This is a genomic window from Kordia sp. SMS9 (assembly GCF_003352465.1).
Lineage (GTDB): Bacteria > Bacteroidota > Bacteroidia > Flavobacteriales > Flavobacteriaceae > Kordia.
This window is the reverse complement of the sequence record NZ_CP031153.1, coordinates 5419740-5443925: the sequence shown is the minus strand read 5'-3', so window position 1 is coordinate 5443925 and position 24186 is coordinate 5419740. Positions and strand designations below refer to the sequence as shown.

Genomic DNA, 24186 nt, shown 5'->3' with positions numbered 1-24186 from the left:
TTTTTAGTAATCAACATAAAAAGAAGTTTAAGAGTTTATTAGTTTAACAGTTTATACTTTGAAACAATCAGAGAGTAAACAAATTAACCCAAAACCCAAAACCCAAAACCCAAAACCCAAAACCCAAAACCCAAAACCCGAAAAAATGCCCAAACTCCAACAAACCGAAGGCTACCGAATCATCCACAACTGGATGGCTGACAAGGGATTTTCTCCATTTGATTTTCAATTGAACGCATGGAAAAAGTATGCGCAAGACTATCACGGATTGGTTGTAGCACCGACAGGGTTTGGAAAAACATATTCCATGTTTCTAGCCGTGTTGATTGACTATTTGAATCATCCTGACCAGTATAAAAAGGGCATCAAATTGCTTTGGATCAGTCCGTTGCGATCGTTAGCGAAAGACTTACAAATCGCGATGCAAGCTGCCATTGACGAAATCGGTCTCGATTGGCAAGCCGCCGTTCGAAACGGAGACACTTCTACGGCAGTGCGACGCAAACAAGAACGCAACATGCCTGATATTTTATTGACCACACCCGAAACGATGCACTTGTTGTTCTCGCAAAAGAAAAACTCGCGTTGGTTCAAACATATTCGCTGCGTGGTGGCGGATGAATGGCACGAACTGCTTTCCACCAAACGCGGCGTATTGACCGAATTGGCAATTGCACGTTTACGCTCATTGTCGCCAAGCATTCGAATTTGGGGCGTTTCGGCAACCATTGGCAATTTAGAAGAAGCCAAAAACGTATTAATTCCCTACGAAAATGTCAAAACAACGATTGTTACTTCTAAAGAAAAGAAAAAACTAAAAATCATTTCGCTGTTGCCCGATGAGGTGGAATTGTTACCGTGGGCGGGACATTTGGGAAAGCAACTCGCCAAAAATGTACTAAAAGTAATCTACGAAAATAATACCACGTTGGTGTTTACAAATACACGTGCGCAAGCAGAATTGTGGTATCAATCATTATTGGCAGAAGATGCAGACTTGGCGGGACAAATCGCGATTCATCACGGATCTATTGATGCCAAATTGCGCAATTGGATTGAAGATGCCATCAATCAAAATTTACTGAAAGTTGTAGTCTGTACGTCTTCTCTCGATTTGGGAGTCGATTTCAAACCTGTGGATTGTGTGGTGCAAATCGGTTCCGCCAAAGGAATTGCGCGGTTCATTCAGCGTGCAGGTCGTAGCGGACATTCACCGTATGAAGTCTCGAAAGTCTATTTCGTGCCGACGCATACGCTCGAATTAATTGAAGTTTCCGCTTTAAAAGAAGCCGTAAAACAACGCGATGTAGAAGCCCGAACGCCGATGGTGTTGACGTATGATGTGATGGTACAATTCTTAGTTACGCTGGCAGTTGGAGAAGGTTTTCAACGAGAAGAAACGTTTCAAATTTTGCAACAAACTCATGCGTTTTCCTACCTTACCCAAGATGATTTTGAATGGGCAATGCAGTTCATTACGAAAGGCGGCACAACGTTACATGCGTATGAGGAATTTCACAAAGTCGTTTTTGACGAAGAAAAGCAATTGTACATTGTCAAAAGCAGACGCATCAGCATGTTGCACCGCATGAATATTGGTGCGATTGTGAGTGACGCGATGTTGCGGGTGCGCTATATGAAAGGCGGACATTTGGGAATGATTGAAGAATATTTCATTTCAAAATTGAAAGTAGGAATGCCGTTTGTCCTTGCGGGAAGAGTCTTGGAAATTGTTCATATTAAAGAAATGACCGTGTATGTGCGAAGGAGCAAAGCGAAAAAAGCAATTACGCCAAGTTGGAAAGGCGGACGTTTGCCGTTGACTTCCTATTTGAGTCATTATTTACGCTTGAAGCTGAACGATGCACTGCAACCGTCTCCCCGAGAACGCGAATTGAAGTTTTTGAATCCGTTGTTGGTAACGCAACAGCAACATTCGCACATTCCGAAGTCGGATGAATTTTTAGTGGAGAAAATACAAGCGAAAGAAGGTTGTCACTTGTTTTTCTATCCGTTTGAAGGACGTTTGGTCAATGAAATTATGGCTTCGTTGATTGCATATCGCATTGGGAAAATACTTCCAATTACTTTTTCCATTGCCATGAACGATTACGGTTTTGGGTTGTTGAGCGATCAAGACATTCCTGTGACAACAACAAATTTGAAAACGATTCTTTCGAAAGAAAATTTAATGGACGATGTCATTGCAAGTATCAACGCATCGGAAGTGGCAAGTCGGAAATTTCGTGATATTGCCGTTATTGCAGGTTTGGTAGTGCAATCGCAACCTGGCGCCCGAAAAACGAACAAAAGTTTGCAATCTTCTTCCAGCTTAATTTTTAAAGTTTTGGAAGATTACGAACCAAATAATTTACTTTTGCGACAAGCGTATACGGAAGTATTTAACGAACAATTGGAAGAAGCGCGTTTGCAAGAAGCGTTTGATCGGATTTCGAAAAGCACGGTCATTTTGAAAGAAGCAAAAGGGTATACGCCGTTGAGTTTTCCCATCAAAGTAGATGGCTTGCGCGAAACGATGAGCAGTGAAAAATTGAGCGATCGGATTGCGCGTTTGCAAAAACAACAGTATAAATTAATTACGTGAATATAGTTACCAAAGATATCCATTTTGGAAATGAAGTGTTGACCTTAACCAATCAACGTGTGCTGTTTTGGGAAGCGCAAGAAGCACTGATTTTGTCAGACATTCATATTGGGAAAACGGCACATTTTCGGCAACATGGCATTGCGGTGCCAGATGCTATTTTAATGAACGATTTGCAACGTTTGCAAGTGTTGATCGAAAATTTTAATCCGAAAAAGTTAATCGTTGTGGGCGATTTGTTTCATGCGGAATACAATCAGAATTTTGATGTTTTTATACAATGGATGCAACAGTTTGACGATTTGGAAAAGATACTCATTCGCGGCAATCACGATCGTTTTCCTACCCGATTTTACGAAAGTTTAGGCTTTCTCACCAAAAAACAAGCGGAATACAACGCGCTCGTTTTTGTACACGATACGGTGAAAGTTTCAGCAGCCAAGTATTATATTTCAGGACATATTCATCCGGGCGTTCGCATTAAAATGAAAGGCAGACAATATTTGAAACTTCCTTGTTTTCAAGTCAATTCGCAACAATTAATTTTACCTGCATTCAGTTTGTTCACAGGATTAAATACACGATCAACTTTAGAAAATATAGTGAATTACGCGTTTACGGAGGATGCTATTTTGGAGCTTTGACTTTGACAGGCGCTGTGTGGACTTCGACAGGCTCAGTCCGCGCCTATTATGGAAGCTACTTTGATGTTATTTGGATTTCTGGCTGCACAGGAATGACCATCGAAAGTTCTCAATACTCAATACTAATATCTCACTGCTAATCCCAAACACCATTCCGTTTCACAGCACTTCTCGATACAACGAATCATAGATTCGCCACTCGAAGGGACGGTTGGATTTACGATTTTTTGAAACGTCTTTACGAATATTCGTGTGCAATCTACACAAGAGTAATCTAAAAAAAAGATTCGTGTATTCGCGACAAAAAATATAGGAATACTATTTTAAATGTAAATTGGTATAACAATCGAAACTTCTCAATACTCAATTCTCACTACTAATATCTCACTACTAATCCCAAACACCATTCCGTTTCATAGTACTTCTCGATACAACGAATCATAGATTCGCCACTCGAAGGGACGGTTGGATTTACGATTTTTTGAAACGTCTTTACGAATATTCGTGTGCAATCTACACAAGAGTAATCTAAAAAAAAGATTCGTGTATTCGTGACAAAAAATATAATAATACCATTTTAAATGTAAATTGGTATAACAATCGAAACTTCTCAATACTAATCCCAAACACCTAAGAAAAAAAGATGCCCAACAAACAGAGCATCTTTTAAGAATTAAATAAATAAACTAATGTGTATTAATTTAGTGTGTAGTAGTGCACAAAATCAATGTTTTAATATGAATGTGTCTTTTAATACGGTATATGAACTTCCACCGACAAATACTTCAAAATCGCCCGCTTCTACGATATATTTTCCTTGATTGTTGAAAAAGCCCAGTTCTTTTTCGGTGAGTGTAAATTCGATGGTTTTGGTTTCTCCTTTTTTGAAGTGTGCCAATTCAAAACCTTTCAATTCTTTTACAGGACGCGTAACGCTTCCAAACAAATCGCGAATGTAGAGTTGTACCACTTCTTTTCCGTCATAATTTCCTGTGTTGGTTACATCAACCGTAACTTTAATATCTTCGCCAATCGCAAATTCATCTCCGTGTACTTTGAAGTTTTTGTATGCAAAAGTTGTATAACTCAACCCGTGACCAAACGGATATAATGGCGTGTTTTCCACATCAATATAGTGTGACCAAAATACATTGTCATTGTCATTGCTCGGTCTTCCAGTACTTTTATAATTGTAATAGATAGGAACTTGCCCTACATTTCTTGGGAAGGTCATCGGTAGCTTTCCACTCGGATTGTAATCGCCATACAATACTTGCGCAATGGCATTTCCAGATTGTGTTCCTAGTTGCCAACCTTCTACAATGGTAGGAATGTGCTCGGCTGCCCATTCAATCGCTAACGGTCGTCCGTTGTTTAAAACGAGTACAATATTTTTATTGACAGCATAAACCGCTTCTAGCAATTCTTGTTGCAAACCTGGTAAATCTAACTTGGTTCGACTTCGCGCTTCGCCACTTTGAAAACCATGTTCCCCCAATACCATGACTACAACATCCGCAGTTTTTGCAGTATTTACGGCATCTTGTATGCCATCACGATTGGTGGTATTGACGACAACTTCTTCAATAAATGCTGCATGCCCGTCTACTAAATTTACCCCTTTTTTATGTGTTAACGTATTGCCAGTATATTTTTTCATTCCTTCCAAAACAGAAACTGCGGTATTGTCTTCTGAAGCAATGCGCCAACTTCCTAACGGACTGTTTTTGTCCGCAGCAAGAGGTCCAATCAATGCTATTTTTTGTCCTTTTTTTGGTAGTGGAAGTAAGTTGCCTTCGTTTTTAAGTAACACAATTGACTTCTTCGCCACATCCAATACAGCTTCATGATGTGCTTTTTTTCCGATCACTGCTTTTTCATTTTCAGGATCACAGTATATATAAGGGTTGTCAAACAATCCCAATTCAAATTTTACTTTTAAAATTCTACGTACCGCATCGTCAACAATACTTTCTTTCACAACACCATCTTCTACAAGTTTTACCAATTCGCGCACATATACATAGCCTTCCATGTCTAAATCAGAACCTGCTTTGGACGCAATAATGGCTGCTTCGCGCTTGTCTTTCGCGTGTCCCCAAAAAATAAGTTCGTTGATAGAAGCCCAATCAGAAACGACAAAACCGTCAAAATTCCAAGCTCCTTTTAGGATGTCTCTTTGTAAAAATTCGCTTCCTGTGACGGGAACGCCATTCAATTCATTGAAAGAGTTCATGAACGTTTTTACACCGCTATCCGCTGCTGCTTTAAAGGGTGGAAGTACGGTATTGTATAAGGTAGAGGTTCCAATATCTACGCTGTTGTATTCTTTTCCTGCTTCTGAGAATCCGTAGGCTGCAAAGTGTTTGGCACACGCGGCGATGGAACTTTTGTCCGTTAAGTCATCACCTTGAAAACCTTGTACACGCGCACGAGCAATTTTACTTCCCAAGTATGGGTCTTCTCCGCCACCTTCCATAACGCGTCCCCAACGTGGATCTCTTGAAATATCAACCATCGGAGCAAACGTCCAATTGATGCCTGCGGCAGAAGCTTCCGTAGCTGCCACCCGTGCTGATTTTTGAATAGCTTCCATGTCCCAACTTGCTGATTCTGCTAATGGAATAGGACTCAACGTTTTGTATCCGTGAATGACGTCAAATCCGATCAATAACGGAATTCCTAAACGTGTTTCTTCTACGGCAATGCGTTGTACTTCTTGTACATTTCTAGCACCGCGAACACTCAGCATAGCGCCAACCCAACCTTTTCGAAGATGTTCGTATTTCAATTTTGCAGAACCTTCTTCGGGCGTTGGTCCCGTAACATCCCAAAATCCATTGTATAAATTCATCTGACCTACTTTCTCATCTAAGGTCATTATTTTTAATAAAGAATCAACTCGTTGCTCAACAGTTGCTATTTTTAAAACTTCCATGCTTGATCCACTTTTTTTGTTCATCACAAACCCAAAAAAACTAAACATCATTCCTGCTGCTATTATTATTTTATAGTGTCGTTTAATCATTGGTGCTTTTTTTCATTGGATTGTATGTGTAAATGTATGATATAATAATGAGCGCGATTGTACATAAATAATCAAAACTTGATATTTTTTTATATATAAAAGTTAAAAATGATTCAAAATTGACAAAATAGTATTAGAGTACTTTTTGAATGCCATTAAACGCTGCGCGGAATTCGCTTGGGGTTGCTTTCTTTATTTTTTTAAACATTCTATTGAAATGTGCCAAGTTGTTAAAGCCACATTTATACGCGATTTCTCCTACGCTCATATCTGTTTCTAAAAGGAAGCGTGTTGCATAACTCACGCGCGTACTGTTGGTGAAAGCTATAAACGTTTTGCCAGTTCTACTCTTAATAAAACGGTTAAAAGAAACGGGAGTCATGTTGATTAAGGATGAAATTTCATCCAATGTAATTTTGCGATCAAAATTATTTTGAATGTACTCATATATCTTTTTGATCTTGTCACTATTCTCAAATTCGTTATAATTTGAGAAAGAGGTAGATAGTAGTTTCTGATTGCGTGAATTAGACAAATCTTGTAGGATGGAAATAAACTCTAAAAAGTAATCAATCCCAGATAATTTGGGAAGTTCAAGCAATCTTGGCATGATTTCCTCTGTAACTTTTTCAGAAAACAAGATTCCGTGAATAGATCTGTTTAACATATCTCGAATAGACTTAAACACTCTGCGTGACAATAGCTTTTCATCTAGCAAGTCATTATGGATATGAATGGTGATTTCGTGAATTTCTTTGTTTTTGCACTGATGAAGTTCCCAGCAATGCGGTAGATTTGGACCGACCAAAACGAGTTCGTATTTGCCAATTTCTTCCATGTGATCGCCAATCACTCTTCGCACACCATCACCGTTGTAAATAAAGTTCAATTCGTATTCAGGATGAAAATGTAAAGGGAAGTCAAAGTCGTCTTTTACTCTATAATATACGAGAAAACTATCCGCTTGCGATAGCTGTGTAATCTCCCTATGAATCTTTTTTTGCATAAATGACTGAACTTAATTTAACACAATTTTATCAAAAATATATTGACATTTGATAAAATTGTATTAAAGATTTGTTAATATTGAGTATACATTTGTGCAAATAAAATGATTTTTTGTTTAAGAAGATGAAAATAATGTAATGTGTTTATTCATTTTTTGATAATAAACAGCTTAAAAAATGCTTTTTACCTAACCAATAGCCTAATTAATTAACAATATGAAAAACAAATTTTTTAAAAACTTTTTCTTGATAATGTTGCTGTCATCGTTCAGTATTTTATATGCACAAGAAATTTCAGGTGTTGTTTCTGACGCAACGGGACCAGTTCCCGGAGTGAATGTTTCTGTAAAAGGAACGGATAATGGAACAGCCACAAATTTTGATGGTGAGTATACTATTCAAAATGTAAAATCAACCGACATTTTAGTATTTAGTTATGTGGGTTACAAAACCCAGGAAATTCCTGTAGGAGAACAAAAAACAATTAATGTTACGCTTGAAGAAGATCAAAGTGCATTAGATGAAGTAGTTGTTGTAGGATATGGAGCTAAAAAGAAAAGTTTAGTAACGGGTGCTATTTCGAGTGTAAATGCGGAAGATATTAAAAGTGTCTCCAATCAACGAGTAGAACAAGCCTTGCAAGGTCGTACTTCGGGGGTAACGGTTTCGTCTTCTTCTGGTTCGCCAGGTTCTGGAGCCCGAATTCGTATTAGGGGTACAGGATCTAGTGGTAGTTCAGAGCCTTTATTTATTGTAGATGGGATGAAAGTTTCTAATATTGATAACATTCCACCATCCGATATTGAAAACTTAGAAGTATTAAAAGATGCCGCATCTGCAGCAATTTATGGTACAGAAGGTGCAAATGGTGTCATCATTATTACGACGAAAAGAGGGAAAGGAAAAGGAGTAAAAGTAAATTTTAGTTCGCAAATTGGACTTCAATTTTTGCAAAGTGATATTGAATTAATGAATGCTTCTGAGTTTGTGACCTATATGAATGAAGCTGGAGTTACTTCTGTGGTAGATAATGGCGTGGACACCAATTGGGTAGATGAAGTATTTGATGTTGCTTTTATGCAACGGTATGATGTAAGTCTATCGGGAGAAGCAGCAGGAATCTCATATTATGCATCTATTGCACATACAGATCAAGATGGTATTGTGTCTCAAAAAAATTCTTCTTTTAAAAGAACTGCCTTGCGTTTAAACCTTAAAAGTGAAGTGACCAAATGGTTTGAAGCAGGCGTAAGTGCTACAACCTCATTCATAAAAAGAAGAGGCGTGCAGGAAAATAATGATACGCGTGGTGTGATTCAAAATGCCTTAGTATTGGATCCATTAACGCCCGTGAAATACGGTATCGGAGAAGTGCCTGCAGAGGTATTCAATAGAGCTGCAAATAACGGATTTCCAGATGTACCATTACTAACAACCAGTTATGGTGCTGTATATGGATATCCAACCTATTCAACAGGTGAAGTACTTAATCCCGTAGCATTTGCAGATGTAAATAGAACCTTAAATACCAACAACCAATTCTTATCTACCATTTATGGGAAGTTTACCATTTTAGAAGGCTTAACGTTTACTTCTAGATTTGGATATGAATATGGAGATTTCTTAAATGAAAACACAGTCACACCTTATTTTGTAGCTTCTGAAGCACAGAATACAGCATACACCGCGTCGGAATCAAGAGTGCGAACGGAACGTTGGTTATGGGAAAACTTTGCTACCTATACGAAATCGTTTGGAGATCATAATTTCTCATTACTGGCAGGATATTCTGCGGAAGATTTTGAAGTGCCAACAGTTTCGTCAAGGACAGGTTCGGCAGCAATTCCTGATTTTACAGGATTTGATTTAGATTCACCAGCATTTACGGTTGACGATAGAACCGATAATATTGTCACTTTTAGAGATAACTTAGTGTCAATGTATGGTAGATTGTCCTATGATTATGCGGGCAAGTACTTATTTGAAGCATCTTTCAGACGCGATCGTTCCGATAAATTCCCAACGGCAAATAAAGCTGGTAATTTTCCAGCATTCTCAGCAGGTTGGGTAGCTTCTAAAGAAGACTTTTGGAAAGAAGATTCATTTATAAATTACTTTAAAATACGAGGAAGTTGGGGGCAAAACGGAAACAAATCGAACCTCGCAGGAAACTCTGATATTATCAGTATCACAAGAAACATCAACGGATTGCCAATTGATTACTTAGGGCAAGGTGGAGCGCAAATTACAGGCTTTGCCAATAACAACTTAGTATGGGAAACCTCTACGCAAACCAACTTTGGTATTGACTTGAGAGCGTTGGAAAATAAATTACGTTTCTCTGTAGATTACTTTAAGAAAACCACAGAAGACTTAATTGTATCTGACGGGAGTTTAATCACGCCAGGTTCTGCAGGATTTACTTCAAACGAATTCAATGCAGGTACCATTGTCAACAAAGGTCTCGAATTTGAAGTGGGCTATTCTAATAACGACAACGCTTTCAAATATCAAATCAACGCCAACTTATCTACCTTAGATAATGAAGTTACCGAAATCCAGTTTTTACCACCAGGAACTTCTATTCGTGGAGCAGGAGCGCCACAAAATGATGACGGAATTACACGATTCACAGAAGGATTGCCAGCATGGTATTTCTTCGGATACCAAACCAATGGTGTCGATCCTGCTACAGGAGAATTACAACGTGTAGATACTGATGGCGACGGAAACATTACCAATGCGGATAAAACATTCATCGGTTCACCACATCCTGATGTATTATTTGGAGGAAACATCGCGTTTCAATACAAAGCATTCGACTTTAACTTACAATACCAAGGAAGTTTGGGCAACGATATCTTTACATCGTACAACCAACCTTCTCGACCTATCACCAACAAACTTGTACATTATTTTGATGAAAGATGGCAAAACCCAGGTGATAATGCAACTTTCCCATCAGCAGCAACCATTACAGATGCGTACGATACTGACTTGATGGTAGAAGATGGTTCATACATGAGAATTAAGCAAATTCAATTCGGATACACATTACCTCAAAAGATGTCTGAGAAATTGCACGTAAATAATCTAAGATTATACTTATCTTTAGATGATTTCTTTACCTTCACTAAATTCAGAGGACTCGATCCTGAAATTGGAAACTTTGGATTTAATGACATTGGAGTAGATAGAGGGTATTACCCAACAGCCGCAAGGATGATCTTTGGGTTGGCTCTAGACTTTTAATCAAAAAAAAACTTTTTGAAAATGAAAAAAAACATTTTTTTAACCGCCGTAGTACTATTTTTAGGAATACTAGCTTGTAGTGACGACTTTACTACCAATCCTCCTGAAAATGTAGAAGACCTAGAAACATTCTTCCAAACGGAAGACAATGTAGAAGCAGCAGTCGTTGGAATATATGACTTAATGCACTTAAACTATAGTAAAGATTGGCACAGTGCCTTTCTTGTAAAATTATTGCCAGGAGATGATGCCAATGCTGCTGGAGGAAATTCCAGTGATCAACCGCAGTTACAAGACATTGACGATTATGCCAATATCTCTACTGCAAATGGTTCCATTGAAAACGTATGGAACAACTTTTATAGTACCATTGCGCTTGCTAATTTAGTGATTGAAAGCCTAAAAGAAAGCACATTAAGCAATGCTGGCAGAGCTACTGCAGAAGCAAAATTCATCAGAGCTTGGTGTTATTTTGAATTAACAACCATGTTTGGAGATGTGCCATTGCGTTTAACACTTCCGCAAGGAGCTGCAGATTTCGGATTGGCAAAATCGCCACGAGCAGACATTTACACACAAGTAGAAGAAGACTTAGCAGAAGCCATTGCCAATTTACCAGAAAAAACAGCCTTAGCAGACGCATTCAGATTCTCTAAAGGAGCGGCAGAAGCACTCATGGGAAAAGTATTGGTGTTCCAAGAAAAATACTCCGAATCCATTCCGTATTTCCAATCTGTAATCGGAAATGGAGCACACGATTTAGAACCTAATATCAATGATGTTTGGTCGATTGGTTCAGAATTTGGAATAGAATCTTTAGTAGAAATAGGATTCGTATCTAACACCGCAAGAGACTGGGGAAATATCGCTTGGGGCGGAAGAAACGAAAGCAACTTACACATTCAGTTAATGGGACCTAGAGGTGACGGAATCTTTGACGTAACGGGAACAGGATTATTAAACGGATGGGGATTCAATCTGCCAACGTCAAAATTAGCCGCTGCGTTTGATGCTGCGGGAGATACGCAAAGAAAAGCCGCTACTTTACTCACAGAAGCAGAATTAGTTGCTGCAGGTGGAGGTGTAGATCCAACAAGTGCTACTGGAGGTGTCATTTGGGATTATGAAGGTGCCATCAGAATAAAATATGCCTCAAGAGCAGAAGAAACAAGTGATGGCGGTGTTCGTGAATTAAACTACAGTACCAACTTTAGAATCTTTCGTTATGCAGAAGTATTATTACTAGCCGCAGAAGCATACAACAAAGTAGGACAAGACGGAAACGCACGTACAGAACTCAACAAAATAAGAAACCGAGCAGGATTGGCAGATGTAAGTATGTCACTCGCTGGAACGGATTTATTTGATGCCATCGTAGAAGAAAAATTCTTAGAATTGGCTCACGAAGGACAACGTTTTTGGGACTTAGTTCGTTGGGGAAGAGCTGCAACAGAACTATCAGGAACAGGATATGCACCTAAAAATGATCTATTCCCAATTCCAATTACAGAAATTGATAAAAATCCAGAAATATCTATCAGTGATCAAAATCCTGGATACTAATCAACAGTATACAATAGCGTAAAGTATCTAATAAAATAATACACTATTTGAATTGCTGTAACAAAGCAGTATGTACTCATGCTGCTTTGTTATTTTAATGAAACTCATTTTTGATAAGCCTGATATGGCGCAATCAAAAACATGCGTTGCATTAAAACTGATCAAAATTAGTATCTTACAATTGATAACTAGTTGCTTCCATAACAATATATGCTCGAAGCGTTCTAGTATTCAATTCACAAAACAACCATAATCCAACCCTAAAAATGAAAAGACTGAGCAACGCTTTACTTCTTTTTATTCTTATCTACGGTTGTGCTTCCGAAAATGACAAAAAAGTAGTTGAAAACAAACTACTTTTTACCAAATTGGATGCACAGCAAACCAATATTACCTTCAACAATGCGCTGGTGGAAACCGATTCGCTCAACTATTTCACCTATACGTCCATTTACATGGGAGGCGGAATTTCTGTAGGCGACATTAATAACGACGGACTATCCGATCTTTTCTTCACGGGAAATCAAGTTGAAAACAAACTCTATCTCAACAAAGGCGATTTACAGTTTGAAGACATCGCTGTACAAAGTAACCTACAAGGTGACGACCGTTGGTATACAGGAACGACGATGGTGGACATTAACAATGATGGTTATTTAGATATTTACTGTTCGGTGGCTGGAAAAAAGGGCAACAAAAAAAATCAGTTGTTCATCAACAATCAAAACAACACATTTACAGAAGCGGCTGAAAAATATGGTTTAGCAGATGAAGGAAACTCCATTCAAGCTACCTTTTTTGACTATGATAATGATGGCGATGTAGATATGTATTTGGCAAACTATCCCATAGCGCATCCTTCCACGTCGAATATGGTGTACAAAAATCGCATGGAAAATGTAAACACGATTGAATCTGACAAACTCTACAGAAACGATGGTGAAACATTTACCGATGTGTCGGAAGCAGCTGGCGTACAAAATTACAGTTTCTCTATTGGAATCGCTGCCGCAGACTTGAACAATGACGGCTGGCTGGATATCTATGTCTCAAACGATTACAGCATTCCTGATTTTATGTACATCAACAATCAAGATGGAACCTTTACAGAAGTCATCAAAGAAGCAACCAATCAAACCGCGTTTTACGGAATGGGCGTTGACATTGCAGACATTAACAATGATGGTTTCTTAGACATTTTTCAAGCTGATATGGACGCAGATAACAACCGTCGTCAAAAAGCAAACATGGCAAGCATGAATCCGCGCTTGTTTTACGAAACGGTATTGTACGGATTTCACTATCAATACATGCACAATTGTTTGCAACTCAACTCAGGATTTATGGAAAATGGCGTGCCAAAATTTGCCAACATTTCACGCTTAACAGGAACATCATCTACCGATTGGAGCTGGGCACCATTATTTGCCGATTTTGACAACGATTCACACAAAGATCTATTTGTCAGCAATGGCACACGAAAAGAAATCAACAACAAAGACTTCTTCAAAAAAATAGGGAAAAAGGAATACGACGAGCTTTCACTAGTTGAAAAGAGTGCGCAAATTCCCAGTGAGAAAATTGATAATTTCATGTTTAAAAATCTCGGCGGATTGGAATTCAAAAAAGCCAACCAAGATTGGGGCATAGCACACAAAGGTTTCTCAAACGGAGCAGTCTACGCCGATTTGGACAACGATGGCGATCTAGAAATTATTCTCAACAATATAGACGAAGAAGCAGTTATTTTCAAAAACAATGCTTCTAACAATTATCTAAAAATTCAACTGCAAGGAACGGAAAAAAACAAACACGGTTTAGGTTCACGCGTTACGATCTATGTAGACGGAAAACAACAAGTACAAGAACTGACATTAACAAGAGGATTTCAATCTTCCGTAGCGCCCGAATTGCATTTCGGATTGAACAAAGCCACACAAATAGACAGTCTCAAAGTCATTTGGAACGATGGAAATAGCTACACCCAAAAAAATATAAAAACCAATCAAACACTCGTCCTAAACCACACAACTACTGTCACATCGAGCGTTCACATTGAGCGGAGTCGAAATGAACACCTCTTCACCACCAACACACCACTTTCCAAAACCATCAAACATTTCGAAAACGATCACGACGATTTTGCAACGCAAGTATTATTGCCACACAAAATGTCTACACTCGGACCCGCAACTGCCACAGCAGATGTCAATAACGATGGTTTAGAAGATATCTTTTTAGGTGGATCTTTTGGGCTAACTTCTACGTTATATTTACAAACAACAGCAGGATTCAAACCTCAAAAGCGAGCTGATTTTGATGCAGATAAAATTTCGGAAGATGTGGGCGCGTTATTTTTCGATCCCGATCAAGATGGCGATCAAGATTTATATGTAGTAAGCGGCGGCTATGAATTTGCAAACAATTCCAACTTTCTCAAAGATCGTCTGTACATCAATGACGGAAAAGGCAACTTTCAAAAAAATGAAAATGCGCTTCCCGACACTAAAATTAGCGGTTCAAGAGCGTACACATTAGATTATAACAAAGACGGAAAGCAAGACATATTGGTGCTTGGAAGACAAACGCCAGGAAAATATCCGTTTCCCACATCTAGTTACTTGCTAGAAAATAAATCTTCAAAAGATGCTGTACAATTTGAAGACAACACCAAAAAAGTGTCACCTTCTTTGGAAGGAATCGGAATGGCAACCAGCGCAATCATAACCGATTTTAACAACGATTCTTGGGAAGATATACTCCTTGTCGGAGAATGGATGCCAATCACCATTTTGCAAAACAATCAAGGTGTTTTTGAAAACATCACCGAAACAATGAACCTTCAAGAAACGACAGGTTGGTGGTGGAGCATCCAACAAGGTGATTTTGACAATGATGGCGATTTAGATTATCTCATCGGAAACAACGGATTGAACTACAAATACAAAGCAACGGAAGATGAAACTTTTGACATTTACGTAGAAGATTTCGACAAAAACCAAAAAGAAGATATTGTGCTAAGTTACTATGATGATGGCGAACAGTATCCAGTGCGCGGACGTCAATGTTCGTCGCAGCAAGTGCCAGGCATCAAGCAGAAATTTAAAAACTATGACGAATATGCAACGGCAACGCTGATTGATGTCTACGGAAAGAAAAACCTAGAAAACGCTTTGCACTATCAAATAAAATCTTTTGCAAGTATCTATCTTGAAAATACCGAAAACGGTTTTAAAATTCACGAATTGCCGATAGAAGTTCAATTCTCTAGCATCAATCAAATTCTCGTAGATGATTATGATAACGATGGTAATTTAGATGCGTTGGTCGCTGGAAACTTATACAATTCGGAAGTAGAAACCCCGCGAAATGATGCCAGTTATGGTGCTTTCCTAAAAGGTGATGGCAACGGAAACTTTCAAGCAATTCCAGTAACACAAAGCGGATTTTACACTTCGGGAGACGTGAAAGATTTGCAACAAATCACCATCGGAAACGCATCGTACATTCTATCAATAAAAAACAACGATTACATACAATTTATCAAACATAACAACAAACGCAAATTGTAGTACTATATAACCTTTTACACCAAAAATACATGAATAAAACAATCGTACTCGTACTATTTTTAGCACTCATCAGTTGCAAAAACAATACGCCGACACCTAAAGAACTTGTGGCTAAACTCGAATACAAAATTCCTGCGAAACTTGGCGAAGGAGCTTTTTGGGATTACAAAAATAAAGTGTTGTATTGGGTAGATATTATTGGGGAATCACTCAATATATACGATCCGAAAAGCAAAACGAACAAAGAAATAAAAATGCCCGCGCCCATTGGAACTGTGGTGCCCTCGGAAGAAAAAAATAAAGTAATTGTGGCGCTCAATGATGGCGTGTATGTGGTAGATATTGCCACAGAAGAAATCACAAAACTAACCGATGTTGAAGCCGAAAACACAGGAACACGCTTGAACGATGGAAAATGTGATCCCAACGGAAACCTATGGATTGGCTCTATGGATTACTCACAGACGAATCCTGGCGGGAATTTATACAAAGTAAACGCAAGCGGAAACGTAGCTAAAATGTTAGGAAATATTACCATTTCTAACGGAATTGTTTGGTCCAAAGATCACAAAACGATGTATTATATTGATACGCCCACAACACATATCAAAGCGTTTGATTTTGATGAAAACACCAACACCATTTCCAACGAAAGAATCGTAGTGACCATTCCAAAAGAAGAAGGTTCACCTGACGGAATGGCAATTGACGAAAACGACCTATTGTATGTTGGTTTGTGGAATGGCGACTGCATTGCCAACTACAATCCGAAAACAGGAAAACTCATTCAAAAAATAAAAGTGCCGGCACACAATGTAACTTCGTGTGCTTTTGGCGGTGAAAACTTAGACATACTCTACATCACCACCTCAAACTTGGACATGACTGAGGCAGAAACGGCAAAATATCCAATGGCAGGTTCCATCTTCAAAATAAAACTAGCTGCAAAAGGTGTACACAGTGATTTTTTCAAAAAGCCAATGCTGAGCGATACACTTGCAATGCCAGACAAAACACAACACTAAGATGAAAAAAATAGTCATACTTGTCTGTTTGTTGCTCACGGTCATAGCTTGCAAAAAAGAACAGCAATCCACAAACACTTTAGAAGCAAAAGTGTCTGAGCTTTTGGAAAAAATGTCATTGGATGAAAAACTAGGACAACTCAACTTACGCGGAACGTCGAGTAGGGTAAAAGGCAAACTGTCAGATTCACTCAAACAAGCTGTGCGCGATGGAAAAATTGGCGCTTTTCTAAATGTGTCAAATACAGCATTTGTGGACGAATTGCAACGGATTGCCGTAGAAGAAAGTCCCAACAAAATCCCGCTCATCTTTGCCAGAGATGTCATTCACGGTTACAAAACACTATTTCCAATTCCGTTGGGAATGGCCGCAAGTTGGGATGCAAAAATTGCCGAAAATTCCTCGCGAGTTGCTGCGATAGAAGCAGCTTCTTTTGGAATTCGTTGGACGTTTGCGCCGATGTTAGATATTGCCAGAGATAGTCGTTGGGGACGCATTGCCGAATCGCCAGGCGAAGATCCGTTTTTGGCTTCCAAACTCTCAGAAGCGTATGTAAAAGGATTTCAAGGTGATAGTTTAAATGATCCGACGAGTTTAATTGCTTGCGCAAAACACTTTGTAGGATATGGCGCGGCAATTGGCGGACGCGATTACAATACTGTGAGTATGAATGAAGCACTATTGCACAATGTATATTTGCCTTCGTTCAAATCGGCAGTAGCTGCTGGCACGCAAACATTTATGACGGCTTTTAACGAAATGAATGGCATTCCCGCTTCGGGCGATAAAAAAATGTTGACAGAGATATTACGTCATGATTATGGTTTTGATGGTTTTGTGGTTTCCGATTGGGATTCTGTCGAAGAAATGATTGCACATGGTTTTGCGGTAGATGACAAACACGCGGCGGAAATTTCACTCAATGCAGGTTTGAACATGGAAATGAACAGCAAAACCTTTGAAATGCATGCTAAAAAATTGTTGCAAGAAGGTAGCATAACCGAAGCTACAATTGATGCCTTAGTCGCAGAAATTTTACGTGTGAAGCTCAGAATGGGCTTATTTGAAAATCCATATCGTGTAGATAACAGCGACAATTTGTATGCTGCTGCACATTTGCAATTGGCAAAAGAAGCAGTTGTAAAAAGTTCGGTTTTGTTGAAAAATGATCAAAATATATTGCCATTAGCGAGTGAAACCAACATTGCCGTAATTGGTCCATTAGCAGACAAACCAAGAGAACAACTCGGAACGTGGTCGTTTGATGGTGATGGAAAATATACAAAAACACCAATCCTCGCATTTGAAACTGAAAACGTCAATTACAACTTTGTAGAAGGTTTATCCTATTCAAGAGACAAATCGACGCAAGATTTTTCAAAAGCTGTAGCGGCGGCAAAACAAGCAGATGTCATTCTATTTATAGGTGGCGAAGAAGCCATTCTTTCTGGAGAAGCACATAGCAGAGCTGAGATCAATCTGCCTGGAGCGCAAGAACAACTCATCAAAGAACTCGCAAAAACGGGAAAACCAATCGTCTTAATCATCATGGCAGGAAGACCCATTACGGTTGGAAACATTCTCAATGATGTAGACGCTATTCTCATGACCTGGCATCCAGGAACCATGGGCGGACCAGCGATTCATGATATGATTTTTGGAAAAGCAGAACCTTGCGGGCGTTTGCCAGTTACGTGGCCGAAAGTTGCAGGACAATCACCCATTTATTACAATCATAAAACGACGGGAAGACCTGTAATTCCAGAAGAATTTGTGCAAATGGACAGCATTCCAATTGGTGCTTGGCAAAGTTCCCTCGGAAACACCACGCACTATTTAGACATTGGCTATTTGCCACAATATCCGTTTGGCTACGGATTGAGTTACACTTCGTTTGAATACAGCAACCTCACATTGTCAAGCAATACCATTTCTGAAAATAATGATATTACCCTAAAAGTCACGGTGAAAAACACAGGGAAACGAACAGGAAGTGACATTGCGCAGTTATATGTGCAAGATGTGGTTGGAAGAATTACGCGACCTGCGAAAGAATTAAAAGGCTATCAACCGGTAACATTAAAACCCAATGAAGCTACTGAATTGACGTTTACGCTTTCGCTGGAAGCTTTAAAATACTATGACAATGATGTGGTATTCGATGTGGAAAAAGGAGATTTCAATATTTGGGTTGGGCAAAACTCTGCAGCTGGATTAATGACAACTATTAAATATGAATAGTGTTTCAGTCTTCACTATCATTGCATTTATAAAATAAAAACGGAACTCTCAACAGATGGCAACACAAACGAAATTGACCTTTAAAGAAAAAGTAGGATATGCGTTGGGTGATACGGCGGCAAATATTGCTTGGCGAACCGTTTCTTATTTTTTACCCATATTTTACACGGACGTTTTTGGATTGGAAGCGGCTGTGGCTGCGACCTTGTTGTTTTTGATCCGTTTGAGCGATGGTGTTACCGATTTGGTTATGGGAAATATTGCCGATCGCACGAAAAGCAAGTATGGAAAATTCCGTCCTTGGTTGTTGTGGACAGCGTTGCCATTTGCGGTTGCGCTGGTATTGCAATTTACCACGCCCGATGTAAGTTTGACAGGAAAAATTATTTGGGCGTATGGAACTTCTATCTTTTACACATTAACATACACGGCGAACAACGTTCCGTATTCCGCGTTAATGGGCGTAATGACGAGTGATGTAAAAGAACGTACTGAACTCTCTTCGTATCGCTTTTTTGGCGCGTATTTTGGAGGCGTCATTGCCACGATTGGTGTGATTGCCTTGGTAGATTATTTGGGAGAAGGCAATGAAAATTTGGGCTATCAATATACGATGTACGTGTTGGCGTTTATCTTGGCGGGCTGCTCTTTGATTACTTTTTATACGACGCGTGAACGTGTTCCTGCAATTACCACGAGCAATTTGAAAGATGATTACAAGGATTTAATTAAAAATGTTCCGTGGTTAATTTTACTTTTTATTGGATTTGTTTTTGTGACGTATAATGTGATTAAGCAAAGTACAACCATGTATTATTTTTCACATTATGTGCGGAATGAAGATAACTTTTTAGGCAGTTTGGTCGAATGGGGCGGCGAAAAAGGCTTGGCAGGTTTGTACTTACTGTCACTATTAGTTATTTCGATGATTTCTACCGTGTTTGCGCCTGCATTGACACGTACGTTTGGCAAAGTCCGATTATTTATGATGAGTATTTTATTTTCTGCGGTGACTGCTGGAGCGATGTATTGGCTCGAAGCGAATCAAGTAGGAAGTATTTTTACTTTGGGAATTTTGTCTGAATTCGGCGCAGGATTGATGCCTGTATTGTTCTTTGCGATGTTGGGTGATGCAGCCGATTTCTCGGAATATACCAACGGACGACGCGCCACAGGATTGGTTTTTTCGGCAGGAACGTTTGCTATGAAATTTGGCGGCGGTATGGCAGGATTCATTACACTTATGATTTTGAATTTTTATAAGTATGATGGAGAAATTGCTGTAAAAACGCCTGAAATGTTGGAAGGAATCAAGTTGAACATGAGCATTGTGCCCGCAGCATTTGTACTTGTTGGCGTTGTAGCATTGTGGTTTTATCCGTTGACTTCTAAGAAGATGAACGAGATTGAAGCTACGTTGGCGGAAAGACGTGCGGACTTCGACTCCACTCAGTCCACGCTTTGAAACTGCTCAATTCTCAATACTAATTCTTCCGCAAGGCAAGTAAACCTAAAATTGGTCCTACAGCTAAGATGAGTAAGATTGTTGGTGAATTTGTCATCGTTCGTAAAGTATCAATCAATAGAATGCTGATAATGGTGATGAAAAAGCCAATACAGTTTACAATGGTCAATGCCGTTCCTTTTAGTTCAGGAGGTGCATTTTGTGCAACTAAGGTTGAAAATAGTGGTGAATCTGCAATGACAACCATTCCCCAAAACAATAAAAAAGAAATAAACAACACAGGCGCGTTTATAGAAAATAGGAAAGGCGCCACAAGACAGCAGCTACATGACAGGAATAACGCTGTAAATGCAACTCGTTTGACACCAACTTTTTGTGCCATAAAACCGCCAATTACACACGCAAATCCACCAATGGCAATGATGGTAAAGGAAAGTAGCGGAATGTTGAACGTTGTTTCTGGATGCATGTTGGTATACATTTGTAGCAGCAACGGAACAAATGCCCAAAAAGCATACAGCTCCCACATGTGCCCAAAATAGCCAAAGGCAGCCGATCTGAATTTTTGTTTTTTGAAAATAGTAGGAATCGCAGCAAGATTTATTTTTTGCGAAGCTTTTCTAAATGGACCATTTGGCACGAAACCAATCATGAGTATTCCTCCTAAAACAGCCAAAGAAGAAGTTGCGATGAGCACAAATTCCCATGGAAGATTGCCTTTAATTTCTTTTAGTAAATGTGGAAATGCAGTACCAATGACCAACGCTCCAACTAAGAAGCCGAGCGATTTCCCAAGTCCTTTTTCGTAGTAATCAGCCGCGATTTTCATCCCCACAGGGTAAATTCCTGCCAAGAAAAAGCCTGTGCAAAACCGAAAGAGTAAAATGCTTGTAAAGGTATTGCCTTTCCATATTAATGCGATATTGAATACGGCTCCCAACAACGCACAGCCAAAGAAAACCTTGGAAGGTGCAAACCGATCTGCAATGGATAGGATTGCAAAAATTAAGGTTCCTGCAATAAAGCCAAATTGAAGTATGGAAGTGAGATAACTCAGTGCGCTTTCTTCTAATAAAAAATGCAGTTTTAAGTCGTTCATAACTCCATTTCCTGCAAACCATAAGGAAGTACAAAAGAACTGTGAAAGTACGATGATGGGGAGTATGTGTTTGGGTGGTTTTATCGCTTTGTTTTTTTTGTCAATTTGTCAATTTGTTTTTGTTTACGCTTTGAAACTGCTCAATTCTCAATACTAATATCTCACAACTCAAAAAAACCTTATTTCATCAATGAAATTGCTTTTTCCACACTTTCGGTTGGTAATTTACAAGCGCTGTTCACGCAAACATAGATATAGGTTTTGTCTTCGTAATAACGATTTTTAAGCAATGGCAAGGTACTTTCTGTGGTGCTTCCGCAGAGAATGCTATTTGGCAGGTAGTTTTGATGGATTTCTTTTGCTTTCGCGATGGCATTTTTACCATTGATCACGACTTCATAATACGGTTCAGAGAGATTCAAATAGTGTTCCAACCAATTGGCATGTAAGTATGGATATTCGATTGCATCTGGAAGTATGCGTTGCAACATGTTTTTACTTTTTGATAGGAAATCTTCATTGCCAACGTAGTGACTGAGCTTAAATAGATTGTGACTCATTACGGAATTTGCGGAAGGCATGACGCCATCTTCTACATCAAATTCTTTAAAGTTGAGTCCGCCCGAAGTCACTTCCGTAAAGGCAAATAGTTCTTTTTCGGCATCGTAAAAATGTGTGATTGTATATTGGGTTAATGAGTTGGCGTCGTTCAGCCATTGTGTGTCAAAGGTAATTTGATATACTCCCAAAAACGCATCAATCAAGAACGCATAGTCTTCTAAATATCCCTTGATTTCTTTGTTTTCGAGACTTCGAAGTACTTTTCCTTCTGCCGTAATTAATTTTTCTTTGATTGTTTTTGCAGCGTTGATTGCTTTTGTTTTTAGGGTTTCGTCACCAAAAACTTTGTATGCGTCTGTATATGCTTTTAGCATAAGCGCATTCCACGCAGTTAGTATTTTTGTGTCTGTTTCAGGTGCTTTTCTACGTTTGCGTTCTTGTAGAAGAGTGGTTTTCCAATGTGCTATTTTTTGTTGTGCAACGGCAAGTGTCTTGGTGTGTTTTCTCGCGAAAGCGGTATCAGTCATCGTTTTGACCAACACATGTTTTCCATCTTCCGTTTTTGGGATTTGATTGATGCCGTAATATTCCGAAAAGAGCGCGAAATCTTCTTTGATGAGTTCTTGTAATTCCGTTGTTTTCCAGGTGTAATACGCGCCTTCTTCGAGTTTGTTTTTTGCATTGAAACTGTCTGCATTTAGTGAAGCATACCACAAACCGTCATCGCGCGTTAGTTCTTTATTTACAAAATTTAGCGTTTGGTAGACTGTGTTTTTATAAGTTTCATGTTGTTGCGTTTGGTAAGCATACGAGAACAAAGAAATGAGTTGTGCATTGTCGTACAACATTTTTTCAAAGTGCGGAATGTTCCAAAGTTTGTCGGTTGTGTACCGTGCAAATCCGCCTTCTAAATGATCAAACAATCCACGATTGGCAATGTTTTTCAGTGTTGTGTTGATATGTTGCAGCAGTGCTGTATTGTTGTTCGTTGTTGCATAGCGCAGCAGAAAGTTGTACTTGTTGGGTCTTGGGAATTTTTCAGCTTCTTGCAATCCGCCAGCATCAAAATCCAATTCTTTTTTCCATGTATGGATGATGCTGTCTGTGGAAATATTGGAAATATTTTCGTTATTGCCAGCAAATGTTTGCAGCGATTTCATGCGTTGCGTTTGCGCTTTGGCAAATTCGGCGGTTTTTTCGGGATTTTCTTGATGAATTTTTACGATTTGTTTTAGTGAATTCATCCAGTTTTCTTTGGTAAAATACGTGCCGCCCCACACAGGTTCTCCGTTGGAAAGTGTGATGCAGTTTAGCGGCCAACCTGCATTTCCTGTCATGAGTTGCACCGCTTTGATGTAAGTTTTGTCAATGTCAGGATGTTCTTCGCGATCTACTTTTACGTTGATAAAATGTGTGTTCATGAATTTCGCAACTTCAGCATCTTCAAAAGTTTCCTTTTCCATCACGTGACACCAATGGCAGGAAGCGTAGCCAATAGAGAATAGAATGAGTTTGTTTTCTTTTTTCGCTTTCGCTAGAATGTTCTCGTTCCAAGGTTGCCAATGTACAGGATTGTGCGCGTGTTGCAACAAATACGGACTCGATTCGTTACGGAGTGCATTGGTGTATTTGTGTGTTTCTTTTGAGTTTTCTGAACAAGAAATCAGCAGGAATAGTATGATAAGAAAAGTCGTTTGAAAAATGCGCATGCAAAGCTTTTTCTCAAATATATAGCTAAATCAACATATTATAAATAAAAGTGGAGTTTCTTTGTTAAAAATACTCGTCGTAGCATAGCTATGCCTGTGTTTTTTTGCCTTGAACTTCAACGTTTCTTTGCAAATCTTTTATGCCATTTTGTGTCAATTTAGCTATAGATATCGTGAGGAATAGAAGCAAAAAAAGCAAGTCGAAGTTTGATTGTCATGAGTACTTTTGAGCTACTTTGGTGAATTCTGATAAGTGTATTCAGTTGTTTTTTAGTTTTCCATTTATTTATTCTGATGAAAAGCTTATTATTTAATTTCACAATGTCGTAAAATGACATACAATTTGTCACTTTTGTAGCAAGTTTTTTAAGTATTTACGGGCTTTTCGAAAGGATTACGGTTTTACCATACTAT

The 24186-nt window shown here is 38.9% G+C and carries 12 protein-coding genes; 8 read left to right on the top strand and 4 right to left on the bottom strand.

All coding sequences use genetic code 11. The features are described from left to right. The first annotated feature begins 58 nt into the window (after positions 1-58). Together KORDIASMS9_RS22800 and pdeM are read left to right on the top strand one after the other, a co-directional pair. Positions 59-2605 (top strand): ligase-associated DNA damage response DEXH box helicase, encoded by a 2547-nt coding sequence (locus KORDIASMS9_RS22800; protein ID WP_371412750.1) that lies wholly within the window; start codon positions 59-61, stop codon positions 2603-2605. Next, the gene (pdeM, locus tag KORDIASMS9_RS22795) at positions 2602-3249 is read left to right on the top strand and encodes a ligase-associated DNA damage response endonuclease PdeM (RefSeq protein WP_114905066.1); all 648 of its coding nucleotides are present in this window, start codon (positions 2602-2604) and stop codon (positions 3247-3249) included. Before KORDIASMS9_RS22800 ends, pdeM begins: the two co-directional genes overlap by 4 nt. 724 nt (positions 3250-3973) lie before the next feature. Here pdeM and bglX read toward each other — a convergent pair. After that, the gene (gene bglX / locus KORDIASMS9_RS22790) at positions 3974-6277 is read right to left on the bottom strand and encodes a beta-glucosidase BglX (protein WP_371412749.1); all 2304 of its coding nucleotides are present in this window, start codon (positions 6275-6277) and stop codon (positions 3974-3976) included. A gap of 133 nt (positions 6278-6410) precedes the next feature. Then, a complete protein-coding gene (locus KORDIASMS9_RS22785; protein ID WP_114905065.1) occupies positions 6411-7283 on the bottom strand; it encodes an AraC family transcriptional regulator in 873 nt (290 codons plus the stop codon). 217 nt (positions 7284-7500) lie between these two features. Between KORDIASMS9_RS22785 and KORDIASMS9_RS22780 the strand changes: the two genes are divergently transcribed. From KORDIASMS9_RS22780 to KORDIASMS9_RS22755, 6 genes are all read left to right on the top strand, one after another. Continuing rightward, a complete protein-coding gene (locus KORDIASMS9_RS22780; RefSeq protein WP_114905064.1) occupies positions 7501-10536 on the top strand; it encodes a TonB-dependent receptor in 3036 nt (1011 codons plus the stop codon). Between the two features lie 21 nt (positions 10537-10557). Beyond that, entirely contained in the window at positions 10558-12099 is a 1542-nt protein-coding gene (locus tag KORDIASMS9_RS22775) for a RagB/SusD family nutrient uptake outer membrane protein (RefSeq protein ID WP_114905063.1), read from the top strand. 266 nt (positions 12100-12365) lie between these two features. After that, entirely contained in the window at positions 12366-15671 is a 3306-nt protein-coding gene (locus tag KORDIASMS9_RS22770) for a VCBS repeat-containing protein (RefSeq protein WP_114905062.1), read from the top strand. A 29-nt stretch (positions 15672-15700) separates the two neighbouring features. Further along, entirely contained in the window at positions 15701-16696 is a 996-nt protein-coding gene (locus tag KORDIASMS9_RS22765) for an SMP-30/gluconolactonase/LRE family protein (RefSeq protein ID WP_114905061.1), read from the top strand. 1 nt (position 16697) lies between these two features. After that, positions 16698-18938 carry a glycoside hydrolase family 3 N-terminal domain-containing protein gene (locus KORDIASMS9_RS22760; RefSeq protein ID WP_114905060.1) on the top strand — a complete coding sequence of 747 codons (2241 nt, stop codon included), beginning with the start codon at positions 16698-16700 and terminating at the stop codon, positions 18936-18938. Positions 18939-18993: 55 nt separating this feature from the next. Beyond that, on the top strand, positions 18994-20403 hold the full coding sequence (locus tag KORDIASMS9_RS22755; RefSeq protein ID WP_114905059.1) for an MFS transporter: 1410 nt from the start codon (positions 18994-18996) through the stop codon (positions 20401-20403). A gap of 19 nt (positions 20404-20422) precedes the next feature. Here the strand turns inward: KORDIASMS9_RS22755 and KORDIASMS9_RS22750 are convergent, their stop codons facing one another. Continuing rightward, positions 20423-21586, bottom strand: coding sequence for a nitrate/nitrite transporter (locus tag KORDIASMS9_RS22750; protein WP_114905058.1), 1164 nt, complete (start codon positions 21584-21586; stop codon positions 20423-20425). Between the two features lie 95 nt (positions 21587-21681). Next, positions 21682-23772: a thioredoxin domain-containing protein gene (locus KORDIASMS9_RS22745; RefSeq protein WP_114905057.1), complete on the bottom strand. Its 2091-nt coding sequence runs from the start codon at positions 23770-23772 to the stop codon at positions 21682-21684. Positions 23773-24186: the final 414 nt, after the last annotated feature.